Origin of the sequence: Bacillus sp. AR13-1 (assembly GCF_008042285.1) — a bacterium.
Lineage (GTDB): Bacteria > Bacillota > Bacilli > Bacillales > Bacillaceae_G > Bacillus_A > Bacillus_A mycoides.
Map to the genome: position 1 here is coordinate 1 of NZ_QNUA01000029.1, position 25,118 is coordinate 25,118.

The window sequence follows — 25,118 nt, forward strand, 5'->3', positions numbered from 1 at the left end:
GAAAGCTTTTCTTATATTTCTTTATACATTACTTTATGTAGTCCTATTGGATCAATCTCGAAGATTTCACCATGCTCATGGAAACCTAATCGTTTGTAATAATCCGCTACGGTAATTCGCGCATTACACCATAGAATATTTGCTTCGCGTTCTTGGAGGACTTGTTCAGCTTTACGGATTAAGGAGCTGCCAGCATGCTGGTTTCGGAAATTAGGTAATGTTGCCATTTCTCGTAGACGATAGTGGGTACCAGCTTGTAAATCAGGATGTATTTCTTTAGAGAAAGAGGCGATACTAACAAGTTCATCATATAAAAATGCACCTAAATGAAAGGCGTCTGTTTCGTAATCTGAATCGTATTTACAATCTTCTAATGATTGATTGGGACGCAAAACCTTTTGACGTAATAAGTATGTTTCAGATGCATCAATATGTTTCACTGTAATCATAATATCATCCTTTCTTATAAGCCTTTTTCTATAAGTTGTAAGAAGAAATATGCGGGTGCAACGAGAAGTCCTAGTATGCTAGCTGTTCCGAGAAGGAGTGAAATTAAGAGACAAAAGTACTTAATTCCATTCGATTTTTTCCATCCATAACTACAAATTTCAATGCTAATACCGATGAGAATAATGGCGACGAGTACTTCTGCTAATAATAAGAGAGCTAAAGTTGAAATAGACATAATGTGATTCATCCCCATAATATGTGATAGTAACATTTTACCATATGAAATTGAAAAAATGCCCCTCATTTATGTGAGGGGCATTTTCTATTCTAATATGTTTTTCATTGTATCAATATGTTCTTTTGAACCCGTTACAAGTAAAGTATCGCCATGCTGTAACTTCGTATCACCATGTGGTATTAATGCTTTATTACCACGGTAAATTTGAATGACAAGTACATCACCTAGAAACGGAAGGCGACGAAGTGCTAAGCCATTATATTTATTACTTCGTAGTTCAACCTCACGCACCGTTTCATTTGCTGTTGTAATCAAGCGAACGAGACTCGGTTTATCAATAAGTGCACGTAATAAAATACGTGTAGAGTTAATAGTCGAGAATACAGCGATATGTTCTTGAGTCGCTTTTTCTTGTAGAAGGGGATCTTCTACACTTGCGATGACGTGTTCAACACCTAATTCTTTTGCGTGTTCTGCTAATAATAAGTTTTGTTCATCATCACTTGTCGCAACAACAACACGGTCTGCTTCGAAAGCTTGTTGCTCCATTAAAGATTGAATAGTAATCTCATCTAATTTTACAATAGGGAAGTCATGAGATTTCGCTTCCTCATCATTTATTTTATTTTGACGTATCATATATAGTGTTACGTCATAATCTTCACGTTTTAAATCAAGTGATAACGGAAGGGTAATTCTGCTTGCACCAATAATAGATACTTTCGGTTTTGGTGTTTCCACTTTTGGAAACATCTTTTTAAATAATATAGGTGCAAAAATACAAGTAATAACTGCACTTAAAATAAGAGATGCTGATAAACTTGGGCTAATGATGCCTAGCTTTTCACCGATTTGTGCAGCCGCAATAACTAAAGAAAGTGTTGATGTTAACAAAATAGCACTTCCGAGTACGATATTGCGTGGGTACCATTTTCGTAAGGCGAGTGATGGCAACAGTTTTGAAATAAAGAGTCCCACAATTAGAATTGGGATCATTAGCATACTAGAAGGCTCGTTAAAAATAGACCATACTTCTAGATTTACACCAACCATTACGAAGAAAATAGGAATGAAGAAGCCATATCCGATGGAATCAAGTTTTTCAACCATATCTTCATTTGGTGATAATAAAGATACGAGTACACCTGCTAAAAAGGCTCCCAAAATATTTTCTGCCCCAACAGATTCAGATAATCCAACTAATATTAAGATGAGTGCAAAAACAGCTCGTGTATCAATTTGTACACTACCGGCTTTTAAGCTTTCTAGGTATGGAATATTTTTAAACCGTCTTGCGACAAAGTAAATTACAATACCAGCACCGAATAGAAGAAGTAGAAGCCACATGCTTTGGCCACTTTCGGAATTTAATCCGACGAATATAGCGAGTAAAATCATTGTAACTAAGTCTGCAATAACAGCGACTAATAAAATGATTTGCCCGATTGCGGTTTTTCCTAAGTTATTTTCTTTCAATGTTGGTACGACAACACCTAAAGAAATAGTTGAAATAATTAAAGTCATGAACATTGCATTGTCTACGAATCCTAGCCATACGAATATTAATGATAGGGCATAAGATAAAATGAAAATAAACAAGAAGATAATGCTTGCTGCTTGGAATGTGTTCGGTTCGTTTGTCGTATTCTTTTTCCCTTTTTGTTTAAAGATCGAAAAGTCAATTTCTAAACCACTTAAAAACATTAGGAAGATAAACCCTAGTGTTGATAAGACTTGAAGCCACATATCGGGCTCAATGATGTTAAATCCACTTTTACCTACAAAGATTCCTGCGATAATTTCTGCAACAACGACAGGAAGTGCTTTTAATTTAAAGCGCTGTAACAAAAGGGGAACGAAAAACGCGATTGCGACGACAACCATAAGTGATAGAACAGAAGAATGATGTTCCATTGCGTTCTCTCCCTTCAAATAAATATAGTAACTATTTAGCCATATAATAGGAAGAAAAGCAACGGATATGGTTTCGATTTCATAAAGAAAGAGTTTTCTTAACATTTGTCATAATAAGTATATTTTTCATGATTTTGTTGTTAATTCCGTAATGTGGATGTAATAGGGGGAGGGGATAAAGTGAAACTTTAATCAGTGGGGGTCTTACTGCTCGTTAATAGGGGATAAAAAAAGACTGCTGAGGAATCCCAGCAGTCTTTTCATGCAAATTACATTGAGAAGAAGATCCATACAGTAAGTCCAACTGTTGCAGTTGCAACGAAGAAACTGTATATCATTGTAAGAACTTGAATTCTTCCTTCTCCTTCTTTTAAGTGCATGAACATAATTAATTGTAATAACGCTTGCGCAACTGCCATTATGATGATAGTTGTTAATATCGTTGAAAGTGGCAGGTTTGTGTAAAGTGCCACGTATAACGCTAGAAACGTTAGTGCAAGCGATAAAATAAATCCGAAAACGTGTGACCATGGGAATCCGCTATGCCCATGCCCGTTTGCTTGGTTGTTATTTTGACCCATTTACGCCACCATCCCGTTCAAGTAAACTAGTGTGTAAATAAAGACCCAAACAAGATCAAGGAAATGCCAGTATAAGCTGATAATAAATACTTTACGAGCTGTAACTGGTGTTAAACCTCGTTTTAAAATTTGGATAATAACACAAGTTGCCCAGATGATACCACCTGTTACGTGGGCACCATGCGTTCCAAGAAGAACGAAGAATGCCGATAAGAAAGCACTTGTTTGAATCGTTGCACCTTCACCAACGTACAAAATGAATTCTTCAATTTCAAAGAATAGGAAGCCTGCACCTAAAAGTAAAGTCAGGATAAACCAAGCTAACATTCCTTTTTGATTGTGTTTACGCATTTCGTGAATTGCGATCCCACATGTAAAGCTACTTGTTAAAAGTAACAGTGTTTGAATTAAAAGTGTTTTAACTTCAAACAATTGCGCTGGTGTTGGGCCATCAGCCGTACGACCAGCAAGGACTAGATAAGAGGCGAAAAGTGTTGCGAACAGCATAATTTCAGCCCCAAGAAAAATCCAGAATCCTAGGATATTCAATCTGCTTTGCTCGGATTGATATTCCAAAGGTAAGCTTTTATCTAAAGCCGCCATGTCATTTCACCTCTCATGCTATATGTTCTGTTTCTTTAATTTCATCAACGCTTACGTAGTAGCCATCATCATAATCGAATGAACGATAGATTAAGCAACCTAAAATACCAATACCACCGATTGCTGCAATCCAGAACCAGCTAAATACTAATGCAAAACCTGCAAGACCGAAGAATAAAGACGCAATAATAGGCACACCAGAATTACTTGGCATGTGAATTGGTTTTAATTCATCTGCTGTTGGTGTAATTGTTTCTCCACGTTTTTTCATGAACCAGAAAGCATCAGCTTCTTTAATTTCAGGAAGTTTCGCGAAGTTGTAATGTTGTACAGGAGATTGAGTTGCCCATTCAAGTGTACGGCCGTCCCATGGATCTCCAGTTGTGTCACGCTCACCGTGACGTGCACTCCAAATTACGTTATAGCAAAGGATTAGGAAGCCAATAGCCATCATTACAGCACCAACAGATGCGATTTGGTTTAGCCAGCCCCATCCAAGACTTTCAGAGTAAGTGTACATACGACGAGTCATACCGTCTAAACCTAAGAAGTACATTGGGAAGAAACAGATGTTAAATCCGCTCATAAAGATCCAGAATGTCCATTTACCTAGGCGTTCATTTAACATATGACCTGTCATTTTTGGATACCAGTATGTGAATCCAGCAAGCATAGCGAATACTGTACCTGCGATTAATACGTAGTGGAAGTGAGCAATTAGGAAGTAGCTGTTATGGTATTGATAATCAGCTGCTGCCATTCCAAGCATAACCCCTGTAACTCCACCAACTACGAAGTTTGGAATAAATGCCAATGACCAAAGCATTGGAACTGTAAAACGAATACGTCCTTTATACAGTGTAAACAACCAGTTAAAGATCTTAACACCGGTTGGAATCGAAATCGCCATTGTCGAAATCGAGAAGAATGAGTTAACCGCTGGACCTGCACCCATAGTGAAGAAATGGTGAAGCCATACGACGAAACTTAGTAAAGAAATTGCAACCATCGAGTACACCATCGCACTGTAACCGAATAGACGTTTACGTGAGAATGTACTAATGATTTCAGAGAAAATACCGAATGCTGGTAAAATAACAATATATACTTCAGGGTGACCCCATACCCAGAATAGGTTGGCCCATAACATTGGCATACCGCCGCTCGCCATCGTAAAGAAGTGAGCATCGAATAGACGGTCAAATGTCATTAATGCAAGAGCAACTGTTAATACTGGGAAAGCGAAAATAATGATAATTGTTGTAATTAAGATTGACCAAGTAAACATTGGCATTCTCATTAATTTCATACCAGGTGTACGCATTTTTAAGATAGTAACAAGGAAGTTAATACCCGTCATCAGCGTACCGAGACCTGAAATCTGTAATGCAATTGCGTAGTAGTTATTTCCTACACCAGAAGTAAACTCTGTACCTGCCATTGGGAAGTAAGAAGTCCACCCAGCGTCTGGAGAACCACCGATTACGAAAGCGATGTTGAATAACATTGCTCCGACAAAGAATAACCAGAAACTTAAAGCATTTAAGAACGGATATGCAACGTCACGAGCACCAATTTGTAATGGTACTACAAGGTTCATTAATCCCATAACGAATGGCATTGCCATGAAAAGAATCATTACCGTACCATGTGTTGTAAAGATTCCGTTATAGTGTTCAGCGTTTAAATAAGTTGTTTCCGGGAATGTTAACTGGGCACGAATCATTAAACCATCCATACCACCACGGAATAACATTATAACGGCAGAGATAATATACATGGTCCCTATTTTTTTATGGTCAACAGTTGTCAACCACTCATCCCAAAGCCATCTCCATTTTTTGTACTTTGTTAGTACGAAAAGAATCGCTAATGTCACAAGAACGATAGAAGCGTCAGCTCCGTAAATAATCGGGTCACCTGTGACAAAAAATTCATCAAGCTTCACTGTGTTCACTCCAATCTGTTGGAATAATAGCTATTATTTTTTGTTTTTGTAGTAGTTGTAATCACAATATTCAAGTGATTTTGGATCTACATAACTTAAGTGGTGACTAGAGAACGTCATACGCCCCACTACACCAGGTTTAATAATTTCGTTATATTTCTTTTCTGATAATTTAGGGGCAGTTTCTTGTACTTCTTTTACCCACTTATCATATTTCTCTTTAGTTTTTGCTTCAACTTCGAATTCCATGTGAGTAAATCCTTCACCAGAGAAGTTCGAGCTACGACCTAGGTAAGAACCTGGTTTGTCAGCTTGTAAATATAAGTCCATGATCATGCCATCCATTGTATACTTCATACCACCAAGTTCTGGTACCCAGAAAGCATTCATTGGACCTACAGAAGTCAGTTTAAATTGAATTGGTACACCAGCTGGGATGTTTAAATAGTTAACGGTTTCAATTTTTTCCTCCGGGTAACTAAATAACCATTTCCAGTTTGCAGATGTAACATAAATTTCAACTGGTTTAATATGTTTGGACTCTTGCGGAACCTCTTCCGAAGCATAAGTTGCTTTAACTGTTGGAATCGATAATGCGATAACGATAATAACAGGAATAATTGTCCAAATGATTTCTAATAATGTGTTACCATGTTGATCAGGTGGCTCATAGTCCATATTCTCTGGTTTTTCACGATAACGAATCAAGATGACTGTAAACAAGATGAATACAATTGCGATAATTAATGACATAAGCAAGAATGACCAAACAATTAAATCATACTGTGCTTTTGCAACAGGTCCTTGCGGATTTAATACTGCGAGTTTTTTATCACAGCCACCGAGGAACAGAAGTAATGATAACGGAAGAAGCGAAGCCAACTTCCAAAATGCTTTCTTTAGTTGCACGATTGAAAATCTCCTTTCTCCTTGGATTGAAACTATGCCAATAAAACAATATAAACCTATTAATTTATAGATGGCAATAGTTTTTGTTATATTGTTAAAAAATAGACACAAATGCACGCTTTTTAAGGTGAATATCATTTGTAACTTGATAACATTGTAAACTATTTTCCAGATAAAAACGTGATTGTGGGAATTTTAAGATAAATAAAGTTATACCAACATACCCAATAAATAGAAAAAATTATCTTATCATAAGGAAAAATACTGAATTTTTAATATATTCAGTTTGTTACCTAAGTTATATTTCTTTTTTGCTTAAATGTGACAACTTTCCGAAACTTTAACTCGGTATAAAATGTAACAAATGATCATAAATGGAACCCAGCAATAAAGAGCAATTCTCTGATCTGGAATGAAAGCTAAACTAACAAATGTAAGGAAATTGAGTGAGAAAGCTACGATTGGAACTATTGGATAAAGTGGTGTGCGGTATTTTAATTCTGCTTGTTCTACTTGTTGATTCATATGTCCCTCCCCCCATATTTTTTTGTATGTTTTAACTAGATTTTATTCGGTGCTTTTAATCATTAGTGGGGGTGAAAAACATACTTGGTTTATTTTGTTGTGAACTGAGTATGTAAAGGAAAAACTAACTATGACTAAATACCTTAGAATGTTTATTAACCTAGTGAAGGAAACGTGATTCTTTCACTAGGTTAATAATTTTGTTTTTTTTAGTAAAAAATTCTGAAAAATTATAATTTTTTCTTTCTATTTCAAATAATCGGAATTTTAAAAAAGGTATTTGTGAATAATAATTCACAGAATCTTTCTAGCAAACTAGTAAGAAGAAAGGTACAATGATAGGAGTTGTGCCTTTAAAATAATTGATATAATGGAGTTTGGTTTATGATGAAAAAGTTAAAATATATTTTTATTTTCGGTATTATATTTGCTGTCGTGTTCTTTTTCGAGAAAGATAAAATTATGAAAAAGGCACAAGAATTTCGGTTAGACCTTTTCTCTGAGATGAAAGAAAGTGCAATGATTACAGAGGTTCCGTTTATTAGACAGTTACCTGAATTACCTAGAGGTTGTGAAGTGACAAGTTTAACTATGCTACTACAACATAAAGGTGTACAAGTAGATAAGATGCAACTTGCTAGTGAAATTCATCGCGTTCCATTTAAACAAGATGGTTTGCATGGAAATCCGTATGAGGGATTCGTTGGAAATATTTACACGAAAGCTGAGCCGGGATACGGTGTATATAATCAACCGATTTTTAATTTAGCAGAAAAGTATGTTCCTGAAAAAGTAATTAATTTAACGGGTAGAGACGTGCAAGATCTATATAAAGTAATTAGTTCTGGTTCTCCAGTATGGGTAATTATTAATACAACGTTTAAACCATTAGCCGAAAGTAGTTTTGAAACATGGAATACGAGTTCAGGTAAAGTGAAAATTACATATTATGAGCATAGTGTTGTAGTAATTGGATATGATCAAAACTTTGTATACGTAAATGATCCTCTTGCAAACAATCCACGAAAAGCTGTTCCTCGTGCTGAATTTGAAAAGGCATGGGAGCAAATGGGGAAACAAGCAATTACTATTTTATAAAATGAAAAGTCATCTTGAGATGGCTTTTTCTTTTTGAATATTCATTATAGAAAATTCTGAAAATTCTTTCAGAAGTTAACGATTCACGCTATAATAACATTTAACTTGGTAAAGAAGGGGAGAAGAGAAATGGATGTCGCAAAGGAACTTGTTTTATCAAAGAATCAGTTGATTGAGTGGAGAAGGCATTTTCATAAGTATCCAGAGTTATCTTTTCAAGAGGAAAAAACATCTCAATTTGTATTCGACATACTTCGGGAAATCCCGTATTTAGAAGTCTCAAGGCCTACTAAATATAGTGTAATGGCAAGGTTAATTGGTAGGCAGCCTGGTAAAACTATCGCGGTTCGTGCTGATATGGATGCTCTTCCTATTCATGAAGAAAATAAGTTTGATTTTATTTCTATATATCCAGGTGTGATGCATGCGTGTGGTCACGATGGTCACATGGCAATATTGCTTGGTGTAGTACATAAGTTGGTAGAGGAAAGAGAGAAAGTTAAAGGAGAGATTCGCTTTTTATTTCAACATGCAGAAGAAAACTTTCCAGGCGGTGCAGAGGAAATGGTCGCAGCGGGAGTGATGACAGGTGTGGATTACATTATTGGTGCTCATCTTTGGGCGTCATTAGAGGTTGGAAAAGTAGGTGTAATTTATGGTCCTGCGATGGCGGCGCCGGACGTTTTTAAAATTACGATAGAGGGAAAAGGTGGGCATGCTGGAATTCCACATGAAACAGTTGATAGTATCGCCATTGGTGCGCAAGTAGTTTCGCAAATTCAGCAAATTGTATCTCGCCTCACGAATCCGTTAGATTCTCTGGTAGTATCTGTTACGCAATTTCATTCTGGGACAACTCATAATGTTATCCCGGAACAAGCGGAGGTTGAAGGGACAGTGAGAAGTTTAAGGCATGAATTAAGAGAAGAAACAAAGAAGAAGCTTGAAAGGATTGTAAAACATATTACAGAATCCTACGGTGCTAAGTATACATTTTCTTATGAATATGGATATCGCCCAGTTGTGAACGATTATGAAGTTACAGAGCTTATTGAACATACAGCATTACAGCTGTATGGAAGAGAAAGAGTTGTTCGTTTACAGCCAACGATGGCAGGGGAAGATTTTTCAGCATTTTTACAAAAGGCACCAGGGACGTTCTTTTTTATAGGGGCAGGAAATGAAGAGAAGGGAATTATATATCCGCATCATCACCCTCGTTTTACAATTGACGAAGACGCATTACCAATTGGAGTGGAAGTCTTTGTATCATCCATTATGAATTTTATAAGTAAAGGAGAATGAGATGAAAAAAATACACGTGCTAGCACTTATTCCAGTTCTTTGTTTAGTAGTTGGACCAGTATTTGCAAATTCGGTCACTCCTTACGTATGGGGGATGCCATTTTTATTATTTTGGGTACTATTATCAGTGCTCATTACGTCTCTTTGTATGGGTCTTGTGTACGTATTCGATCCTGCTAATAAGGGGGACGTAAAATGACTGCATTATTTATCATTATTATATTTTTGTTTCTCGCACTATTTTTAGGAATTCGGGCACAACATGGAAAAGATATGAATTTAGAACAATGGTCAGTTGGAGGAAGAGGATTTGGAACTATTTTCGTTTTTCTCCTTATGGCAGGGGAAATTTATACGACGTTCACATTTTTAGGAGGAAGTGGCTGGGCTTATAGTAAAGGAGCTCCTACATTTTATATTTTAGGGTATGGTGCATTAGCTTATATTTTATCGTATTTCTTATTGCCTCCAATTTGGAAGTATGCAAAAGAACATAACCTCATTTCACAATCAGATTTCTTTGCGAAGAAATACAGGAGTAAGACGCTTGGGGTAATTGTTTCAATTATTGGTGTTATTTCGATTATCCCGTATCTTGTTTTGCAATTAAAGGGATTAGGAATTATCGTTTCGGAAGCTTCCTATGGAAGAGTGACACCTGTTATTGCGGTATGGATTGGTGCTATTGTTATAACTATTTATGTAATGGTTTCAGGTATACATGGATCGGCTTGGACAGCTGCTTTGAAGGACATTATGATACTATTTATCGTTATGTTTTTAGGTATATATTTACCGTATCACTATTACGGAGGATTTCAACCGATGTTTGAAGCTGTAGAAGCTGCAAAACCAGGTTTTTTATCTTTACCTGAAAAGGGAATGAGTATTTCTTGGTTTGTTTCTACTATTATATTAACGGCTCTCGGTTTTTATATGTGGCCTCATACATTTGCCTCAGCTTTCTCAGCGAAAAGTGAAAAAGTATTTAGGAAAAATGCAGCAATTATGCCTCTCTATTCTTTAGTTTTGCTTTTTGTGTTCTTTGCAGGTTTTGCTGCTATCTTGCAAGTTCCAGGGTTAAAGGGAGCGGATGTAGATCTTTCATTATTCCGTCTGGCTCTTCAAACGTTTGATCCATGGTTTATTGGTATTATTGGTAGTGCAGGAGTGTTAACGGCATTAGTTCCAGGTTCCATGCTTGTTATGGCGGCATCTACGTTGTTAGCAAAAAATATTTACCGAACAATGGTGCCATCTGCTTCAGATAGACAAGTTGCAAAAGTAGCTAAGTTATTTGTACCTGTTGTAACGCTTGTTGCAGTATTGTTTACATTTAAAGGGGGAGAAACGATAGGGGCTCTTCTTTTAATGGGGTACAGTATAGTTACGCAACTTTTTCCTGCACTTGTATGTAGTTTGTTTCCACGTCAAATTATTACGAAGCAAGGAGCGATTGCAGGAATGGGGATTGGGTTGTTAATTGTCGCATATATTACCTTATCTGGTTCAACTATAGCTACGATGTTTCCGAGTTTTCCGCAATATATAAAAGATTTAAATGTAGGTATAGTCGCATTGTTAATGAATATGATTGTGATGTTTATCGTTAGTGGATTCACAAGAAATGTATCTGTAAAGACCGACAATATAATAGTAGAAAAGTAATTCGTATGTTAGAGCTATCTTCGAAAAGAGATAGCTCTTTTTTGTATATATTTTCTTCTATTAGCGGAATCTAACTAAAAACTTGTTGAAAAGGAAGTTAGGTGGGGAAATTGTTAGAGCTAAAAGGTAACTTGTTTGAAGTTATGAAGGAAATTAGAGATGAGTTAGGTTCACCTAATGATTTAACAATTAGAGAAGTTGCTCTTGCTGGTAGTTTAACCCGCTGTGCTGTTATTTTTTTATGTGGGTTAACAGATAAGGATAATGTTTATAAATATGTAGTTCGTACACTTCAATATGAAGAAATACCAAATGAAGCAGCTGTGGTTCAGACATTATTGGATCGTTTTATTTCTATTGCAGAAGTCGGTATGAAGACGACTTTTCCAGATATTATAAATGCGGTTTTAGCAGGAGATACAGTCATATTAATTGATAATATTCAAACGGCTATTGTTGTTAATAGTAGAGCTTGGGAGAAAAGAAGTCTAGAGCCTCCAGTGACAGAAGATTTAATACGTGGACCGAGAGTTGGATTAAATGAAGATATTAATGTGAACAAAATGCTAATTCGCCGTGGTTTACGTGATCCGAAGTTACGGTTTCAATCTTATATTATGGGGAAACGATCGCAGAAAGAAGTAACCCTAGTATATATAGAGGATATTATTAACCCTTACATCGTAAACGAGCTAGATCGGCGTCTTCAATCAATAGTGACAGATGTCATTTTTGAGACAGGAACGATTGAGCAATTAATTCAAGATAATAATTTATCGCCGTTTCCGCAGTTTTTAAATACAGAAAGACCAGATAATATAGTGGCTGCATTGGCGAAAGGGAAAGCGGCCATTTTAGTAGATGGGTCACCATTTGCTCTTATAGCTCCACTAGTGTTTGTTGATATTTTTCAATCTGTAGAAGATCATTATGAGCGTTGGATAATTGGAACGTTATTAAGAATGTTACGTATGGGATCAGGTATCGCTGCTGTTTTATTACCTGCCATGTACGTAGCGCTTGTATCGTATCATCAAGGGCTTATTCCATCTAAACTAGCTTATTCCATTGCGGGAGCGAGAGAAGGAGTACCGTTTCCTGCTTATATAGAAACGTTAATGATGGCATTAACGATGGAATTAATACGAGAAGCCGGGATTAGGCTTCCGAAACCGATGGGACAAACAATTGGCATCGTAGGCGGTCTTGTAATTGGAGAAGCGGCAGTAAATGCGGGGATTGTAAATCCGTTTTTAGTAATTATTATTGCGGTTACCGCAATTGCTACATTTTCACTGCCTGTATATAGCATTACAATTACGTTCCGGATTTTACTTTTTGTCTTTGTGTTAGCGGCGACTGCTTTTGGATTGTACGGAATCATTTTAGCTCTTATTGCACTTGCGATTCATATTACGAATTTAAAGAGTGTTGGGGTGCCATATACAACGCCTATTGCTCCTGCATTTTATAAAGATTGGGAAGAAGAAATGATCCGCTTGCCAAAATCAATGTTGAAAGAAAGACCAGAGTACTTACAAACGAAAGATTCTACAATACGTCCAAAGGAGCGAGAGTAATTGAAGCCATTTGAATATGGGGATGAAGAAATTGGATCTCGGGAACTTGGTTTTGCGGTATCGTCAACAATTATCGGTATAGGTGCATTATCTATGCCGCGAGATATTGCTACGCAAACTTTATTTTCGGACGGTTGGATTATTTTGCTTTTGGGTGGATTGATATGTGCAATTTTAGGTTGGTTTGTAACGAGGGTAGCTATTTTATTCCCAAAACAAAACTTTGTTCAATATACGAGTGCACATTTGACGAAGCCTGTTGCATACACAATTAGTAGCATTTTAGTATTAACGTTTGCTGCTTTGACAGCATATGAATCGCGAATGATTGCAATTATTTCACAAACGTATTTGTTTAGTGATACACCAGTACAACTATTGTCGTTCTTTTTCCTATTAGTTGTTATTTATGGAATAGCGGGGTCGAGAGCGGCTCTATTAAGGTTAAACGTTTTATTCTTACCTATCGTTTTAATTGCAATCGTACTGCTTTCTTTATTGAATGTGAACTTAATGGAAATAGATAATTTACTACCGGCTTTTCAAACGGACGTCAGTCAATATGCTGTAGGAGTTAAAAATTCTATTTTCACATTTATCGGATTTGAGGTAGCTCTGTTTTATGCCGTGATGTTGAACGATAAGACAGCGAAAAAAGCGCCAATGGCAGTTGCAAAAGCGGTGATAGTAAACGTTTTGTCATACATTTTAATTTATGTAACTTGTATTAGTGTTTTTTCGTATATGACAACACGTGGATTGACATTTCCAACAATTGAACTAGGGAAAGAAATTGAAATTGGTGGAGGATTTTTAGAGAGATTTGATGCGATTTTTTTTACCACTTGGATTATTACTATTTATAACACTACAGCAATGTATTATGACGTCGCATCTTTATTGTTTTGTGCTATGTTTCCAAAAGTGAAGAAACACGTATTTATTTTTGTGAGTGCTCCTATTATTTTTATGATGAATATGATACCTGGCAATTCGAATGATTTATCAAGTTATGGGACTTATTTAGCTTGGATAGATATGGGGTTTGTTGTGTCAGCACCTTTGCTAGTTTTTATTGTATATAAAATAAAAAGAAGGAATGGTGGAAATGAAACACCTTCTTAAAATTATAATAATTATGTTTTTAGCTGGATCTATTAGTGGGTGCTCTGAGCTGGAGGAGATAGAAGAAAGGGGATTTGTAGTAGGGGCGGCTTACGATATCGTGAAGGAAAAACAATCGAATCCAATTATGAAAGGGACGTATCAGATGGTGCTCCCAAGTAAATTGTCGCAACAAGGTGGACAAGGGGATGGAGATAGCGAAAATTATATTAATGTTAGTGCGAAAGCAGATAGTGTCTTTGAGCAAATACGAATTATCGCTAAAAAAATTAGTCGCTCATTATTCTTTCCGCATATACAAGTGATAATTTTTTCTAAAGATTTACTAGCGAATCCATATGTTTTACAAAATACGTTAGATGTATATATTCGCGATCATGAAATGAGAAGAAATATTCGTTTGTTCGTTTCTAAGAAAAATGCAGAAGCTATTTTAAAGCAGAGTGCCAAGCCTGAAAATTTGCCAGCGCAGTATATCGATATGTTAGCTGAACATCCTCCGAAAAATGCCCAAATGATTGAGGCTGCAAGAATTGGTGAAGTACAGGAAAAGATGATTTCTAACCAGAGTTTCGTATTACCTATTCTCGAACTAACAAAACAAGGGGTACAAATGAACGGAGCGGCGTTGTTTCGCGGGAAGGATAATAAGTGTGTAGGCATTTTGAATGGGGAAGAAACGTTAGGAATGAATTATATAATAGGTAAAAAAATTGGAGGTTTTTTTACTATCCGTAAAAAGAATCAACTTATTACATATGAAATTCATAAGCTGCATCGAAAAATTAAAGTATCTACAACGGATGCTACAAAACCAAAGTTTAATATTCACTTATCTCTGGAAGGTACATTGGCCGAGTTGCACTTTAGTGATCATAAAAAGGTTTTGAATGAAAAGCGTTTAGAGAAGGATATTTCGGAGGAAATGGAGAAACGCATCCAAAAATCGATTAAGCTTGTTCAAAAAAAATATAAGGTAGATGTATTAGCATTAGGGGAAGTATATAAGCGACATAATTATAAAGAGTGGAAGAAGATAGATAAGAATTGGGATCAAGGTGAAAAATACTTTAGTAATGCTGAAATTACTGTTCATGTTCATCCAACGATTGCACATTCAGGTTCAGCTTTACCGAAGAGAGTGAAATAAGGTGATGTAAGTTGTTTACTGGATTGGGAATTAGTTGCACGATATTAATGGCGGTTCTTCCGGGAGCCATATACTTCATTCATAAAAAAATTACAACGTATGGAGCGCAGCCGTGGAAAGAAAAAAAGAAACCTGAATAATTTCAGGTTTCTTTTGCGCAAAGCATATGTGAAGGGGGATACCTTCTATGTATGCTTTGTTTTTTATACAAGTCCTAACCAATGTACCAATTGTGTAGAGAGGAATGTAACAACAATGGCAATAACAGTAGGGATTGCGAACGATAAGAATGTCCATTTTGCACTTTTTGTTTCTTTATATATGTTAACTAGTGTTGTTCCACATGGGAAATGAAGAAGAGAGAACAACATTGTGTTTAACGCGGTTAACCAAGTCCAACCGTGTTCTAAGAATAGATTTTTAATTTGATTAAAATCATCTATTTCAGTTAAAGCACCAGTTGATAAGTAAGACATTAATAAAATCGGAATAACAATTTCATTAGCTGGTAGTCCAAGAATAAACGCTGCTAGAATAAATCCGTCAAGTCCTAACATTTTAGCAAATGGATCTAGGAAGTTTACAAAATACATAAGTAAGCTTGTGTCACCGATGAAAATATTAGCAAGTAACCAAGTTAATGCAGCTGCAGGGGCAGCTACAACTACAGCTCGTTTTAAAACATATATTGATTTATCGAGTGTTGCGCGTACAATTGTATTCCAAACTTTTGGCTTACGGTACGGTGGTAACTCAAGTGTGTAGTGAGTCGGAACACCTTTTAAAGCTGTTTTTGATAGTACCCAAGAAACGGTTAATGTCATAATGACACCAATTACAACCATTCCAACTACAACGCCAGCAGTAACAAGTGTTTGCATACTACCTGTATAACCAGCAGCCATAAATAATGAAGCCATTAAAATTAACATAGGCCAGCGACCGTTACAAGGAACGAAGTTGTTTGTTAAGATTGCAAGCATACGTTCACGTGGTGATTCAATAATACGTGTTGACATGATGGCAGCTGCATTACAACCGAATCCCATTGCCATTGTTAAAGATTGCTTGCCATGTGCACCAGATCGTTTGAATAAGCGGTCCATGTTAAATGCGACACGTGGTAAATATCCGTAGTTTTCTAATAGCGCGAACATAGGGAAAAAGATTGCCATAGGTGGTAACATAACGCTAATAACAGCACCGATACCGCGGAATAAACCAAGTATTAAAATGCCATGTAGCCATTCTGGTGCATGCATTGCTTGGAACCAAGATGTTAAATATCCTTCTACCCAGCCAAAGAACTTAGCGATCATATCAGAAGGTACGTTAGCGCCTGCAATTGTAAGATAAAAAATAATAGATAAAATACCGAGCATAATTGGGAATCCCCAGATTGGAGATGTGAAAATTTTATCTAGTTTTTCAGAACGATACAATTTATCGGTATTTGTATATTGAACAGCTTCTTTACATATACTTGCGGAGGTTCGATAAATATCTCCGACAATATCATCTCGTATATCTTCTTTTGAAAGTGTTTGTGCATGTTGAACAATATAGTCCAGTGGAAGAGCTTTACTGGCTGAGTGAGATTCCATTGATTATAACCTCCCTTACAAGTGGTTCGTTATGGTGTTTTTGAAGTGTAGTTAAGAAATTCTTATCTCCATCTAATATACGTAATGCAATCCAACGTGCTGGATACGTATCACCGAATACTTTATAAATTTGTGGTTCTAATTCCTGAATCATATTTTCGATTTTATCGTTATAAGTAATTTTAATTGGTGTTGGAATTAGTTTTTTATTTGCTACTTTAGCGATGACATTTAGCAAATGACCAATGCCTACTCGGTTGCGAGCAGAAATCTTCACTACAGGTACACCGAGTGATTTTGCTAATTTCTTTTCGTCAATAATGATTCCTTTTTTCTCCGCTTCATCAATTAAGTTAATACAAATGACCACATCGTTTGTCATTTCCATCACTTGGAGTGCTAAATTTAAATTTCTCTCCATTGCAGTTGCATCTATAACAACTACAGTTACTTCTGGTTTTTCAAATATAATATAATCTCGTGCTACTTCTTCATCTGCCGAATTTGAATACAGTGAGTAAGTTCCAGGTAAATCTATTATTGTATATATATTTCCGCCATGCTTATATTCCCCTTCAGCCTTTAAAACAGTTTTCCCCGTCCAGTTTCCAGTATGTTGTTTTAAGCCTGTTAAAGTATTAAATAATGTACTTTTCCCGGTATTCGGGTTACCAGCTAACGCAATGCGATGGTTACTCATCTGAAATCATCTCCTATTAATACCCCGAAAATAAGGGAGCTTTCTTCACTACGCAGTGCAATAGTTGTGTTGCTTACTTGATAAGCGACTGGGTCTCCAAGTGGGCTGCGTTGTAATACTTTAATTGTCGCTCCAGGAAAAAAGCCTAAATCTAATAAACGTCGTTTCATAGTTCCTTCTAATTGTATCTTCTCAATTTGTACAAATTCCCCTGTTCTGAATTCGGAAAGGGGTTTAGTATTAGCCGATACCATAAAAGTTACCTCATCTCTATATTTTTAGTTTTAGTTTAAAAAGTTTCCTTAGGTAAACTTTTTGATACTAATATAGTAGACTACATTTAATGATGCTGTCAATTAGTACTTTAAAAATATTCAAATATTTTTAGAATTGTTCCAATTTATTTAGTTGTACCGAAAAATATTACTGGAATTCTTCTTAATGTAAATGAAGTAAGAGTGTGAAAGTTAAAAAATATAAAGGAATTGTAAATATAGTTTTAATCTAAAGGGCAAAATAAAGAAAAATATTTACATTGAATTTACATTGTTAAGATTAAATTTACAATACTGCGTGTTTAGTGTGGGTTTTGTTGGCTTTTTTAACTGTAAATGTTGGAATGTCTAGCTTTTATGGGATGTTACCTCCATTTACTTAAACTTAAAAATTGCTTAACACTCACATAATATTGTTGTCCTACAATGAATTTGTGTTCGAAAGAAGATGAATTCGAAAAGTGATAATCCAAATGGGGGTACAAGACATGATTATGAAAAAGGGTATTAAATTTTCTTTAGCGGCTTTAGTTGTTGCAGGTGCATTAGTTGGATGTGGAAAAACAGAAAGTACGGATAATAAGGAAGCTGCTAAAGGTAGCGATGCAAAACAAGAATTATCAGGTACGATTGCAGCGGCTGGCTCTACAGCTCTTCAACCTCTTGCGGAGGAAGCTGGAAAGAAATTCATGGAGGAAAATTCAAAAGTTTCTATTCAAGTTCAAGGTGGCGGTAGTGGAACTGGGATTAACCAAGTAGCATCTGGTGCAGTACAAATTGGTAATTCGGATGTTCCGGCTTCAGATAAAATAAAAGATGCTGAAAAAGCGAAAGAATTAGTAGATAACAAGGTAGCGGGTATCGCATTCGCACTTGTCGTAAATAAAGATGTAAAAGTTGATAACTTAACAGCAAAACAAGTACAAGATATCTTCACTGGAAAAGTGACAAACTGGAAAGAGTTAGGCGGAAAAGATGAAAAAATCAATGTAATTAATCGTCCAGCTTCATCTGGTACACGTGCTACATTTGAAAAAACAGTTATGAAAGAAGCTAAAATTAATGATGGAACTGGTACAACACAAGATTCTAACGGTGCAGTAGAGCAAGCGATTAACTCTACTCCAGGTTCAATCAGCTATTTAGCAATGTCTTACATGGTTGGCGATAAAAAAGGTGCATTGCAAACTGTGAAAATTGATGGTGCTGAACCGAAAGTTGAAAACATCTCTGCTGGTAAATATCCATTCTGGTCTTATGAGTACATGGTAACTAAAGGTGAGGCGAAAGAAGCGACAAAAGCTTACATTGACTATGTAAAAGGTAAAGATTTCGAAAAACAAGTAGAAGATATGGGTTACATCCCAATGTCTAAATTAAATAAGTAATAAAATTTTATGGGGCTGGCTGCAAGGCCAGTCCTGTTCAATGCAATCTATGAAGTGGGGTCTGTCCTGTGATGAAGGGGAAAAAACAAATTAATTACGTAAAGAGTGAATATATAGGTAGATCACTTGTTACGTTTTGCGGTATCTTTATTGTTTTTATTACATTAGCTATTATTGCGTTTATTTGCGGCAAAGGAATTCAATCTTTCACGCAAAGTGGTATCTCGTTTTCTGAGGTGTTAACTTCGACAAAATGGAATCCAAATGCTGATCAAGGTACGTATGGTGCTGTCATCTTTATTGTCGGTTCGACGCTTGTGTCGTTAGGTGCTGTTGTCATTAGTGCACCAATTGCTATAGCTCTTGCTATATTCATGAATTTAATTTCGCCGAAGTTTGGGAATAAAGTATTAAAGCCTGTTTTAGAATTATTAGTTGGTATTCCATCAGTTGTATACGGATTATTAGGGGTTACGATCTTGGTTCCTCTATTACGGGATTCGTTCGGTGGAGTGGGATTTAGTTTAATTGCGGGTATTATTGTCCTGAGTATTATGATTTTACCTACTATTGCTAGTATTGCCTCTGATGCAATACGCTCTGTTCCGTTTGATTACTTGGAAGCTTCTTACGGTCTAGGATCGACGAAATGGCAAGCGATTAGCCGAGTTATTGTTCCTGCTGCAAAACAAGGAATTTTAACAGGTATAGTTTTAGGGTTAGCGCGTGCTTTTGGTGAAGCGTTAGCGGTTCAAATGGTAATCGGGAACACGATTAAATTACCGGAAGGAATATATAGTCCAACAGCAACGTTAACAGGTATTCTGACAATGGATATGACGAATACATTGAACGGAACAGCTTGGAACAACGCGCTATGGACGTTAGCGATGATTTTACTTGTTATTTCATTCCTGTTTATTTTAGTAATTCGAGCGATTGGTCAAAGAGGTGAGCGATAATAATGAATGCAAGAACGGTAAATAAAGTTTGGACAGGTATCTTTTATGGGGTTGCAGCTTTAGTTGTAGCTTTGCTGGCTTTTTTAATGTACGAAATTCTGCAAAAGGGATGGGGATTTTGGGATCCTAGTTTCTTATTCGGAGAACCAAGCAATACAAGAGCTGGTGGGGGAATTGGTCCACAGTTATTCAATTCTTTCTACATGCTTGTTATAACACTTATTATATCTATTCCTCTTGGACTAGGGGCTGGAATATATTTAGCGGAGTATGCAAAACAAGGTCGTTTTTTAAGTTTTGTTCGTTTATGTATTGAAACAATGGCGTCTTTACCTTCTATTGTTGTTGGACTATTTGGCTTATTGGTATTTGTTACCATGACGGGCTGGGGATATACAGTAATGGGTGGAGCTCTTGCTTTAACTATTTTGAATTTGCCTGGTTTAACACGTGTTTGTGAAAATGCGATTTCTGAAGTTCCTCATAATGTAAAAGAGGCGAGTCTTGGACTGGGTGCAACGAAATGGCAAACAATTGCCCGCATCATTATCCCGTCTTCGTTACCACAAATCATTACAGGTATTATTTTAGCGGCAGGCCGTATATTTGGTGAAGCTGCGGCGTTAATTTATACAGCGGGTTTAACATCACCTATTTTAAATTCAGCAGCGGACTTCTCGAGCCCCTCGCATCCTTTAAATCCATTTAGACCAGCTGAAACGTTAGCTGTTCACATTTGGAAATTAAACTCTGAAGGGATTATCCCGGATGCGAAGTTAATTGCAACAAAATCTGCAGCGGTATTAATTATTATGGTATTACTCTTTAATATCATTTCTCGTTTCGTAGCATCTGTATTACACAAGCGTTTTACAGGAGCGAAAAAAAGTCGTAAAACGACGAAGAAGGTAAAAGCGGCATGAATGTCCGTAAAAGAACTCTCTGTTTATAAACAGGGAGTTTTTTTACGGACATTTATTAAAATCATTAACGGTAAGAGGGAGTGAATCGACAGTTGTTGGGGAAGTTTCCTATGATATTGAGTGGAAACTGATAGGTTTTTTGTTGGAACAAGAGCACAGTGTGATATTAGATAGTCCATGTCTCTATGAAGGGATGGTTAAAAAAGGAATAGATTTATGTCAGAAACATGGTGCTACATATAAATATATTGAATGTTATCTTAATAATATAGAAGAAATTAATCGTAGGTTACAAACGCGTGAACGTAAGATAAGTCAAATTACAAAAGTAGAATCAGAGGTAGCATTTAAAAAATGTCTGGCTGGCAGTAAAAGGCCTTTACATGGTGAATATCTTATTGTGGATTCTGGAGAGCCGCTAGAGAAGTATGGTAAAAAAGTGATGGATTATATTATGGATAGATAGAGGGATAAAAAAGGCGTTATCTTCATAATTGAAGATAACGCCTTTTGGTTTAAATATCAGGTGTTTCTGTAGAAGTGCTTATTTTTCTGCGAGAGCGTCTTTTTCTCCCGATTTTATCTAATAGTTCATACATAACGGGAACGACTACTAATGTAAGAACGGTTGAGACTGCCAAACCACCGATTACAACGACGGCCAGACTTTTGGATACCATGCTTCCTGCTTGAGATTGACCGAATAGGAGCGGTAGCATAGCGACGATTGTTGTTATAGCTGTCATAATAATTGGGCGTAATCTAGTAGATCCTGCTTCTAGTAAGGCTTCTCTTGTTTCCATACCGTTTTCCCGATTTTGTTGCACTCTTTCTATTAATACAATAGCATTTGTAACGACAATCCCGATTAACATTAATGCGCCGATTAATGAATTTACGTCAACAGGTGTTCTTGAAATGATTAATCCTAAAATACCGCCGACAGCAGCTAATGGTAAAGAGAATAAAATCGCGAAAGGAGCACGTGCTTGCCCGAATGTGATAACCATAATTAAATATACAATCCCGATTGCAATCCCCATAATTTTAAATAAATCAGTGAAGTTCTCTTGCATAGATTCAGTAGCACCTGCGATATTTACTTTTGCCCCGTTAGGTAAATCTAAGTCAGCTATCGCTTTGCTTACTTCAGCGCTTACTTTACTTAAATCTTCACTTGAAGCTTCTGCAGTAATTTGAATCGTTTCTTTCCCATCTTTATGGAAGATTTCCGTTTGAAGTTGTTTTTCTGAAATAGTTGCAATGTCTTTTAAAGGAATTGGTCCGTTAATAGGTGATAGTATGTTTGTGTTTAAAATATCTTCTTGTTTGTTAATGGATGCCTTTTTATGTTCTATCATAATAGTTGTTTTTTCATTATTGATTGAGATTTCCCCAATAGGAGATTTCTTCATAAGGAATGATACTTGTTGTGCTGCTACTTCTGGTGTTAAACCTAGTTGCTCAGCCTTTGTTTGATCGATATGAATTTGCCATTCTTTTTTAGATTCTTCTATATTTGTTTTTACTTTGGAAAGAGAATCCATGCTTTTTAGTTTTGTTTCGACGATGTTAGCGGCCTTTTGTAAATTTGTTTCGTTAGTAGCTGTTACATTAAATTGTAAGTTGTTTCCGCCTCCGGATTCAGAGTAACTCGTTTTTATATAATCAAGTTCAGCTGGTTCGAAAGCTGTATGATCCTTTTTTAATTCTTTAATATATTGGTCGATGTCAGAACCTTTTTTAAAGACTACAAATATAGTTGCAAGGTTGTTTTGAGTTGTCTGTCCCCATTGTGCATCCTCTGCGCTAGATCCCATTCGCAAAATAACATCTGTTACATCAGAATTAGAGAGTAGTTTCTTTTCGAAATCAAAGGCTTTTTGTTTTTTAGCTTCAGAATCATAACCAGCTGGAAATGTCATGTTAATGGAAAGCATTGTATCATCCTCAGACTTTATGTTCGCTTTCGGAAGTAGTATGTAGGCTGCGATTGATCCTGCAAATAATAAAAAAGAAGTGAGTAGAATGATAAACTTATGAGAAAGAGCCCACTTTAATGTAGCGACATATCGCGGTGAAGAATGTGAATTGCGACGTTTTGTTTTTTTGAGCAGTAAAAAAGCCATAAGTGGAACGACTGTTAATGCCACAATTAAGGAAGAAAGTATAGAATATACAACTGCTAACACCATAGGTAACATTAGTTTTCCGATTACTCCCGATACGAGACCGATAGGTAAAAAAACGGCGACTGTTGTTAAAGTAGAAGAGGTAATTGCGACGGCGACCTCTTTTGTTGCATCGAGAATAATATCTTTAGAGAAAGATTCTTTTTGTAAACGACGGAAAATATTCTCGATGACAACGATACTATCATCGACGAGACGTCCAACTGCAACGGCTAAGCCACCTAGAGTTAAAATGTTAAGTGTGATGTTAGATTGGTGGAGTAAAAATAGTGTTAATAAAATAGATAATGGAATACTAACGACAGCGATGAGCGTTGTTCGAAAGCTGCGTAAAAAGATTAAGATAATGAGAGTTGCAGCAATTGCCCCAAGGATTACTTCTTTTCCCATACTAGTAACAGCATTTTCAACTTGCTCATGAGTTGAAGCTAAAAGTTTAATAGAGAATTGATCTTTATATTGCTTGCTTATATCTTTAATCTTTTTATCAATCTCTTTTCCGATTGCAACCGCATTTTTACTCGGCTCTTTCATGATGATTAATCCTGTTCCTTCTTCCCCGTTTATGTGCGAGATTGTATCGTAATGTTGTTTTAATTCAATTTGAGCGACATCTTGTAACTTTACTTGAGGTGTAACGGTAATATTTTTAATGTCATTTACATTTTTTATATCTCCGATGACACGAAGATTGTATTCTTCCTTATTAACGGTAATTGCTCCGGCTGGGGTGGACGTTTCTTTTCCTTGTAAAACTGTTAATACTTGCTGTGATGTTACGTTTTTATCTTTTAGTTGGTTAGGATCAAGTACGATGGATAATTCGGAAGTTGATTTTCCGAAAAACATAACATTGGCAACACCATCAATGCTTTCGAGTTGTGGTACGATTTCTTTCTCAATTTGTTTTTCGTCAGCTTTTGAAAATGCGTTTTGCTTCTGGATGGTAATTTGAGCGAGTGGAATCATAGAAGTGTTTAATTGACTAACAACAGGTTTAGTTACATCTTTAGGTAATTTAATCGTATTAATTGTTTTTTCGACTTCGCGTGCCGCATCTTTCATATTTGCCTTGGATGTATATGCAATGTCGATGCGTGATAATCCCTCATGTGTGGAAGAAGTGATGCCATCGATATGTTCTAAATTACGAAATTGTTTTTCAAGGGGATCAGTTACGTCCTTGGTCATCGTTTCAGCATCGAGCCCTTGAGATAATGTCGTAACAGTTATTGCAGGGTTATCGATGCTTGGTAAAAATTCCATAGGTAATTTAGAGCCGGAATAAACACCGAGTATGGAAATGAGAAAAACCATGATAATAATAGCGGCTCGGTTTTTTAATGAAAATTTTGTTAACCTATCCATAAAATAATTCCTCCATTAGTTTATTTATAGTTTTGTGGGCACTTTCTTACTATATAACAAAAATTGGATATCTTTCATTAATTAAATGTAAAAAAATTCTAACAATAATCTTAATTTAATATTTCGAGGGGAAGTTTGTTATTTGTGGAAGCAAAATTCCTGATTGGAGAGAAAAATCAGGAATTAAAGTTTTGCTCTAGTATAGTGGCCACGTTTTTTGTTACTCTACATTTAAATGATTATTTGTCCTTCTTAAGCAGAACTATGGTAATTATAAAATTAAAAAAGAAGAAGACTAAAGGTTAGGAAGTTATTGTGAAATACTGCCTGGTTGATGATAGTGTATAGTAACTTGTATACAATCAAAATGAATGTTTTTAGTAGAAAGGATAAGGGTTCTTTCTATAGAAGAAAGTAGGATAGATAACTTTTTGTATTTTTTTATAAAAAATACTTGTTATTTAAAAACCATGATGGTATATTAATAAACGTCGCTGATGCGGAAACGCAGAAAACGACAAAAAAGAAATTCAAAACATAGTTGACATCGAAAAATGAAGATGTTAATATGATGAAGTCGCTTTTGAAGCGGCAGACAAGTTCTTTGAAAAC

General features: G+C 36.1%; 22 protein-coding genes and 2 pseudogenes. 12 read left to right on the forward strand and 12 right to left on the reverse strand.

The genetic code is table 11. From position 1 onward, the window contains the following. Positions 1-11 precede the first annotated feature (11 nt). The 8 genes and pseudogenes from DN408_RS20570 to DN408_RS20610 form a co-directional block, all read right to left on the reverse strand. On the reverse strand, positions 12-449 hold the full coding sequence (locus DN408_RS20570) for a GNAT family N-acetyltransferase (RefSeq protein ID WP_002125295.1): 438 nt from the start codon (positions 447-449) through the stop codon (positions 12-14). 14 nt (positions 450-463) lie between these two features. Then, positions 464-754 (reverse strand): DUF4022 family protein, encoded by a 291-nt coding sequence (locus DN408_RS20575; RefSeq protein ID WP_002090894.1) that lies wholly within the window; start codon positions 752-754, stop codon positions 464-466. Positions 755-772: 18 nt separating this feature from the next. Next, positions 773-2,602, reverse strand: a complete 1,830-nt coding sequence (locus DN408_RS20580; RefSeq protein WP_147740383.1) for a monovalent cation:proton antiporter family protein — start codon at positions 2,600-2,602, stop codon at positions 773-775. A 269-nt stretch (positions 2,603-2,871) separates the two neighbouring features. Further along, a complete protein-coding gene (gene qoxD, locus DN408_RS20590; protein WP_002029843.1) occupies positions 2,872-3,183 on the reverse strand; it encodes a cytochrome aa3 quinol oxidase subunit IV in 312 nt (103 codons plus the stop codon). Next, entirely contained in the window at positions 3,184-3,786 is a 603-nt protein-coding gene (gene qoxC, locus DN408_RS20595; RefSeq protein WP_002029841.1) for a cytochrome aa3 quinol oxidase subunit III, read from the reverse strand. Positions 3,787-3,799: 13 nt separating this feature from the next. Further along, entirely contained in the window at positions 3,800-5,734 is a 1,935-nt protein-coding gene (qoxB, locus tag DN408_RS20600; protein WP_002063826.1) for a cytochrome aa3 quinol oxidase subunit I, read from the reverse strand. Between the two features lie 33 nt (positions 5,735-5,767). Next, on the reverse strand, positions 5,768-6,643 hold the full coding sequence (locus tag DN408_RS20605; protein ID WP_002010605.1) for a cytochrome aa3 quinol oxidase subunit II: 876 nt from the start codon (positions 6,641-6,643) through the stop codon (positions 5,768-5,770). A gap of 293 nt (positions 6,644-6,936) precedes the next feature. Continuing rightward, positions 6,937-7,144 (reverse strand): annotated as a pseudogene (locus DN408_RS20610) (amino acid permease); the annotation flags it as partial. A gap of 411 nt (positions 7,145-7,555) precedes the next feature. Here DN408_RS20610 and DN408_RS20615 point away from each other — a divergent pair. From DN408_RS20615 to DN408_RS32135, 8 genes are all read left to right on the forward strand, one after another. Beyond that, a complete protein-coding gene (locus DN408_RS20615; protein ID WP_033708232.1) occupies positions 7,556-8,266 on the forward strand; it encodes a C39 family peptidase in 711 nt (236 codons plus the stop codon). A gap of 129 nt (positions 8,267-8,395) precedes the next feature. After that, positions 8,396-9,571 carry an amidohydrolase gene (locus DN408_RS20620; RefSeq protein ID WP_002125300.1) on the forward strand — a complete coding sequence of 392 codons (1,176 nt, stop codon included), beginning with the start codon at positions 8,396-8,398 and terminating at the stop codon, positions 9,569-9,571. 1 nt (position 9,572) lies between these two features. Continuing rightward, entirely contained in the window at positions 9,573-9,770 is a 198-nt protein-coding gene (locus DN408_RS20625) for a DUF3311 domain-containing protein (RefSeq protein ID WP_002029838.1), read from the forward strand. Beyond that, positions 9,767-11,239 carry a sodium:solute symporter family protein gene (locus DN408_RS20630; protein WP_002125303.1) on the forward strand — a complete coding sequence of 491 codons (1,473 nt, stop codon included), beginning with the start codon at positions 9,767-9,769 and terminating at the stop codon, positions 11,237-11,239. The genes DN408_RS20625 and DN408_RS20630 overlap by 4 nt, the downstream gene beginning before the upstream one ends. A 101-nt stretch (positions 11,240-11,340) precedes the next feature. Then, complete coding sequence (gerLA, locus tag DN408_RS20635) at positions 11,341-12,819, forward strand: spore germination protein GerLA (protein WP_147740384.1); 1,479 nt, start codon at positions 11,341-11,343, stop codon at positions 12,817-12,819. Further along, complete coding sequence (locus tag DN408_RS20640) at positions 12,820-13,944, forward strand: endospore germination permease (protein WP_147740385.1); 1,125 nt, start codon at positions 12,820-12,822, stop codon at positions 13,942-13,944. After that, on the forward strand, positions 13,928-15,094 hold the full coding sequence (locus DN408_RS20645) for a Ger(x)C family spore germination protein (protein WP_002186981.1): 1,167 nt from the start codon (positions 13,928-13,930) through the stop codon (positions 15,092-15,094). Before DN408_RS20640 ends, DN408_RS20645 begins: the two co-directional genes overlap by 17 nt. Before the next feature lie 11 nt (positions 15,095-15,105). Beyond that, positions 15,106-15,234, forward strand: coding sequence for a hypothetical protein (locus DN408_RS32135; protein ID WP_002029830.1), 129 nt, complete (start codon positions 15,106-15,108; stop codon positions 15,232-15,234). Between the two features lie 63 nt (positions 15,235-15,297). Here DN408_RS32135 and DN408_RS20650 read toward each other — a convergent pair whose 3' ends face one another. The 3 genes from DN408_RS20650 to DN408_RS20660 are packed head-to-tail and all read right to left on the reverse strand — an operon-like array spanning position 15,298 to position 17,652. Next, positions 15,298-16,698, reverse strand: a complete 1,401-nt coding sequence (locus DN408_RS20650) for a nucleoside recognition domain-containing protein (protein WP_002125307.1) — start codon at positions 16,696-16,698, stop codon at positions 15,298-15,300. Beyond that, positions 16,676-17,398 carry a FeoB small GTPase domain-containing protein gene (locus DN408_RS20655; protein ID WP_002010621.1) on the reverse strand — a complete coding sequence of 241 codons (723 nt, stop codon included), beginning with the start codon at positions 17,396-17,398 and terminating at the stop codon, positions 16,676-16,678. The genes DN408_RS20650 and DN408_RS20655 overlap by 23 nt, the downstream gene beginning before the upstream one ends. Further along, complete coding sequence (locus DN408_RS20660) at positions 17,395-17,652, reverse strand: FeoA family protein (RefSeq protein ID WP_002090873.1); 258 nt, start codon at positions 17,650-17,652, stop codon at positions 17,395-17,397. Before DN408_RS20660 ends, DN408_RS20655 begins: the two co-directional genes overlap by 4 nt. A gap of 509 nt (positions 17,653-18,161) precedes the next feature. Here DN408_RS20660 and DN408_RS20665 point away from each other — a divergent pair. From DN408_RS20665 to DN408_RS20680, 4 genes and pseudogenes are all read left to right on the forward strand, one after another. Continuing rightward, complete coding sequence (locus tag DN408_RS20665) at positions 18,162-19,061, forward strand: phosphate ABC transporter substrate-binding protein PstS family protein (protein ID WP_003187410.1); 900 nt, start codon at positions 18,162-18,164, stop codon at positions 19,059-19,061. A gap of 71 nt (positions 19,062-19,132) precedes the next feature. Further along, on the forward strand, positions 19,133-20,023 hold the full coding sequence (gene pstC, locus DN408_RS20670; RefSeq protein WP_002090872.1) for a phosphate ABC transporter permease subunit PstC: 891 nt from the start codon (positions 19,133-19,135) through the stop codon (positions 20,021-20,023). 2 nt (positions 20,024-20,025) lie between these two features. After that, positions 20,026-20,946, forward strand: a complete 921-nt coding sequence (gene pstA, locus DN408_RS20675) for a phosphate ABC transporter permease PstA (protein WP_002010630.1) — start codon at positions 20,026-20,028, stop codon at positions 20,944-20,946. A 49-nt stretch (positions 20,947-20,995) separates the two neighbouring features. Next, positions 20,996-21,412: pseudogene (locus DN408_RS20680) on the forward strand (P-loop nucleotide/nucleoside kinase family protein); the annotation flags it as partial. Between the two features lie 49 nt (positions 21,413-21,461). On the opposite strand, the gene DN408_RS20685 reads toward DN408_RS20680, so the two are convergent. After that, entirely contained in the window at positions 21,462-24,506 is a 3,045-nt protein-coding gene (locus DN408_RS20685) for an efflux RND transporter permease subunit (RefSeq protein WP_078178011.1), read from the reverse strand. Positions 24,507-25,118: the final 612 nt, after the last annotated feature.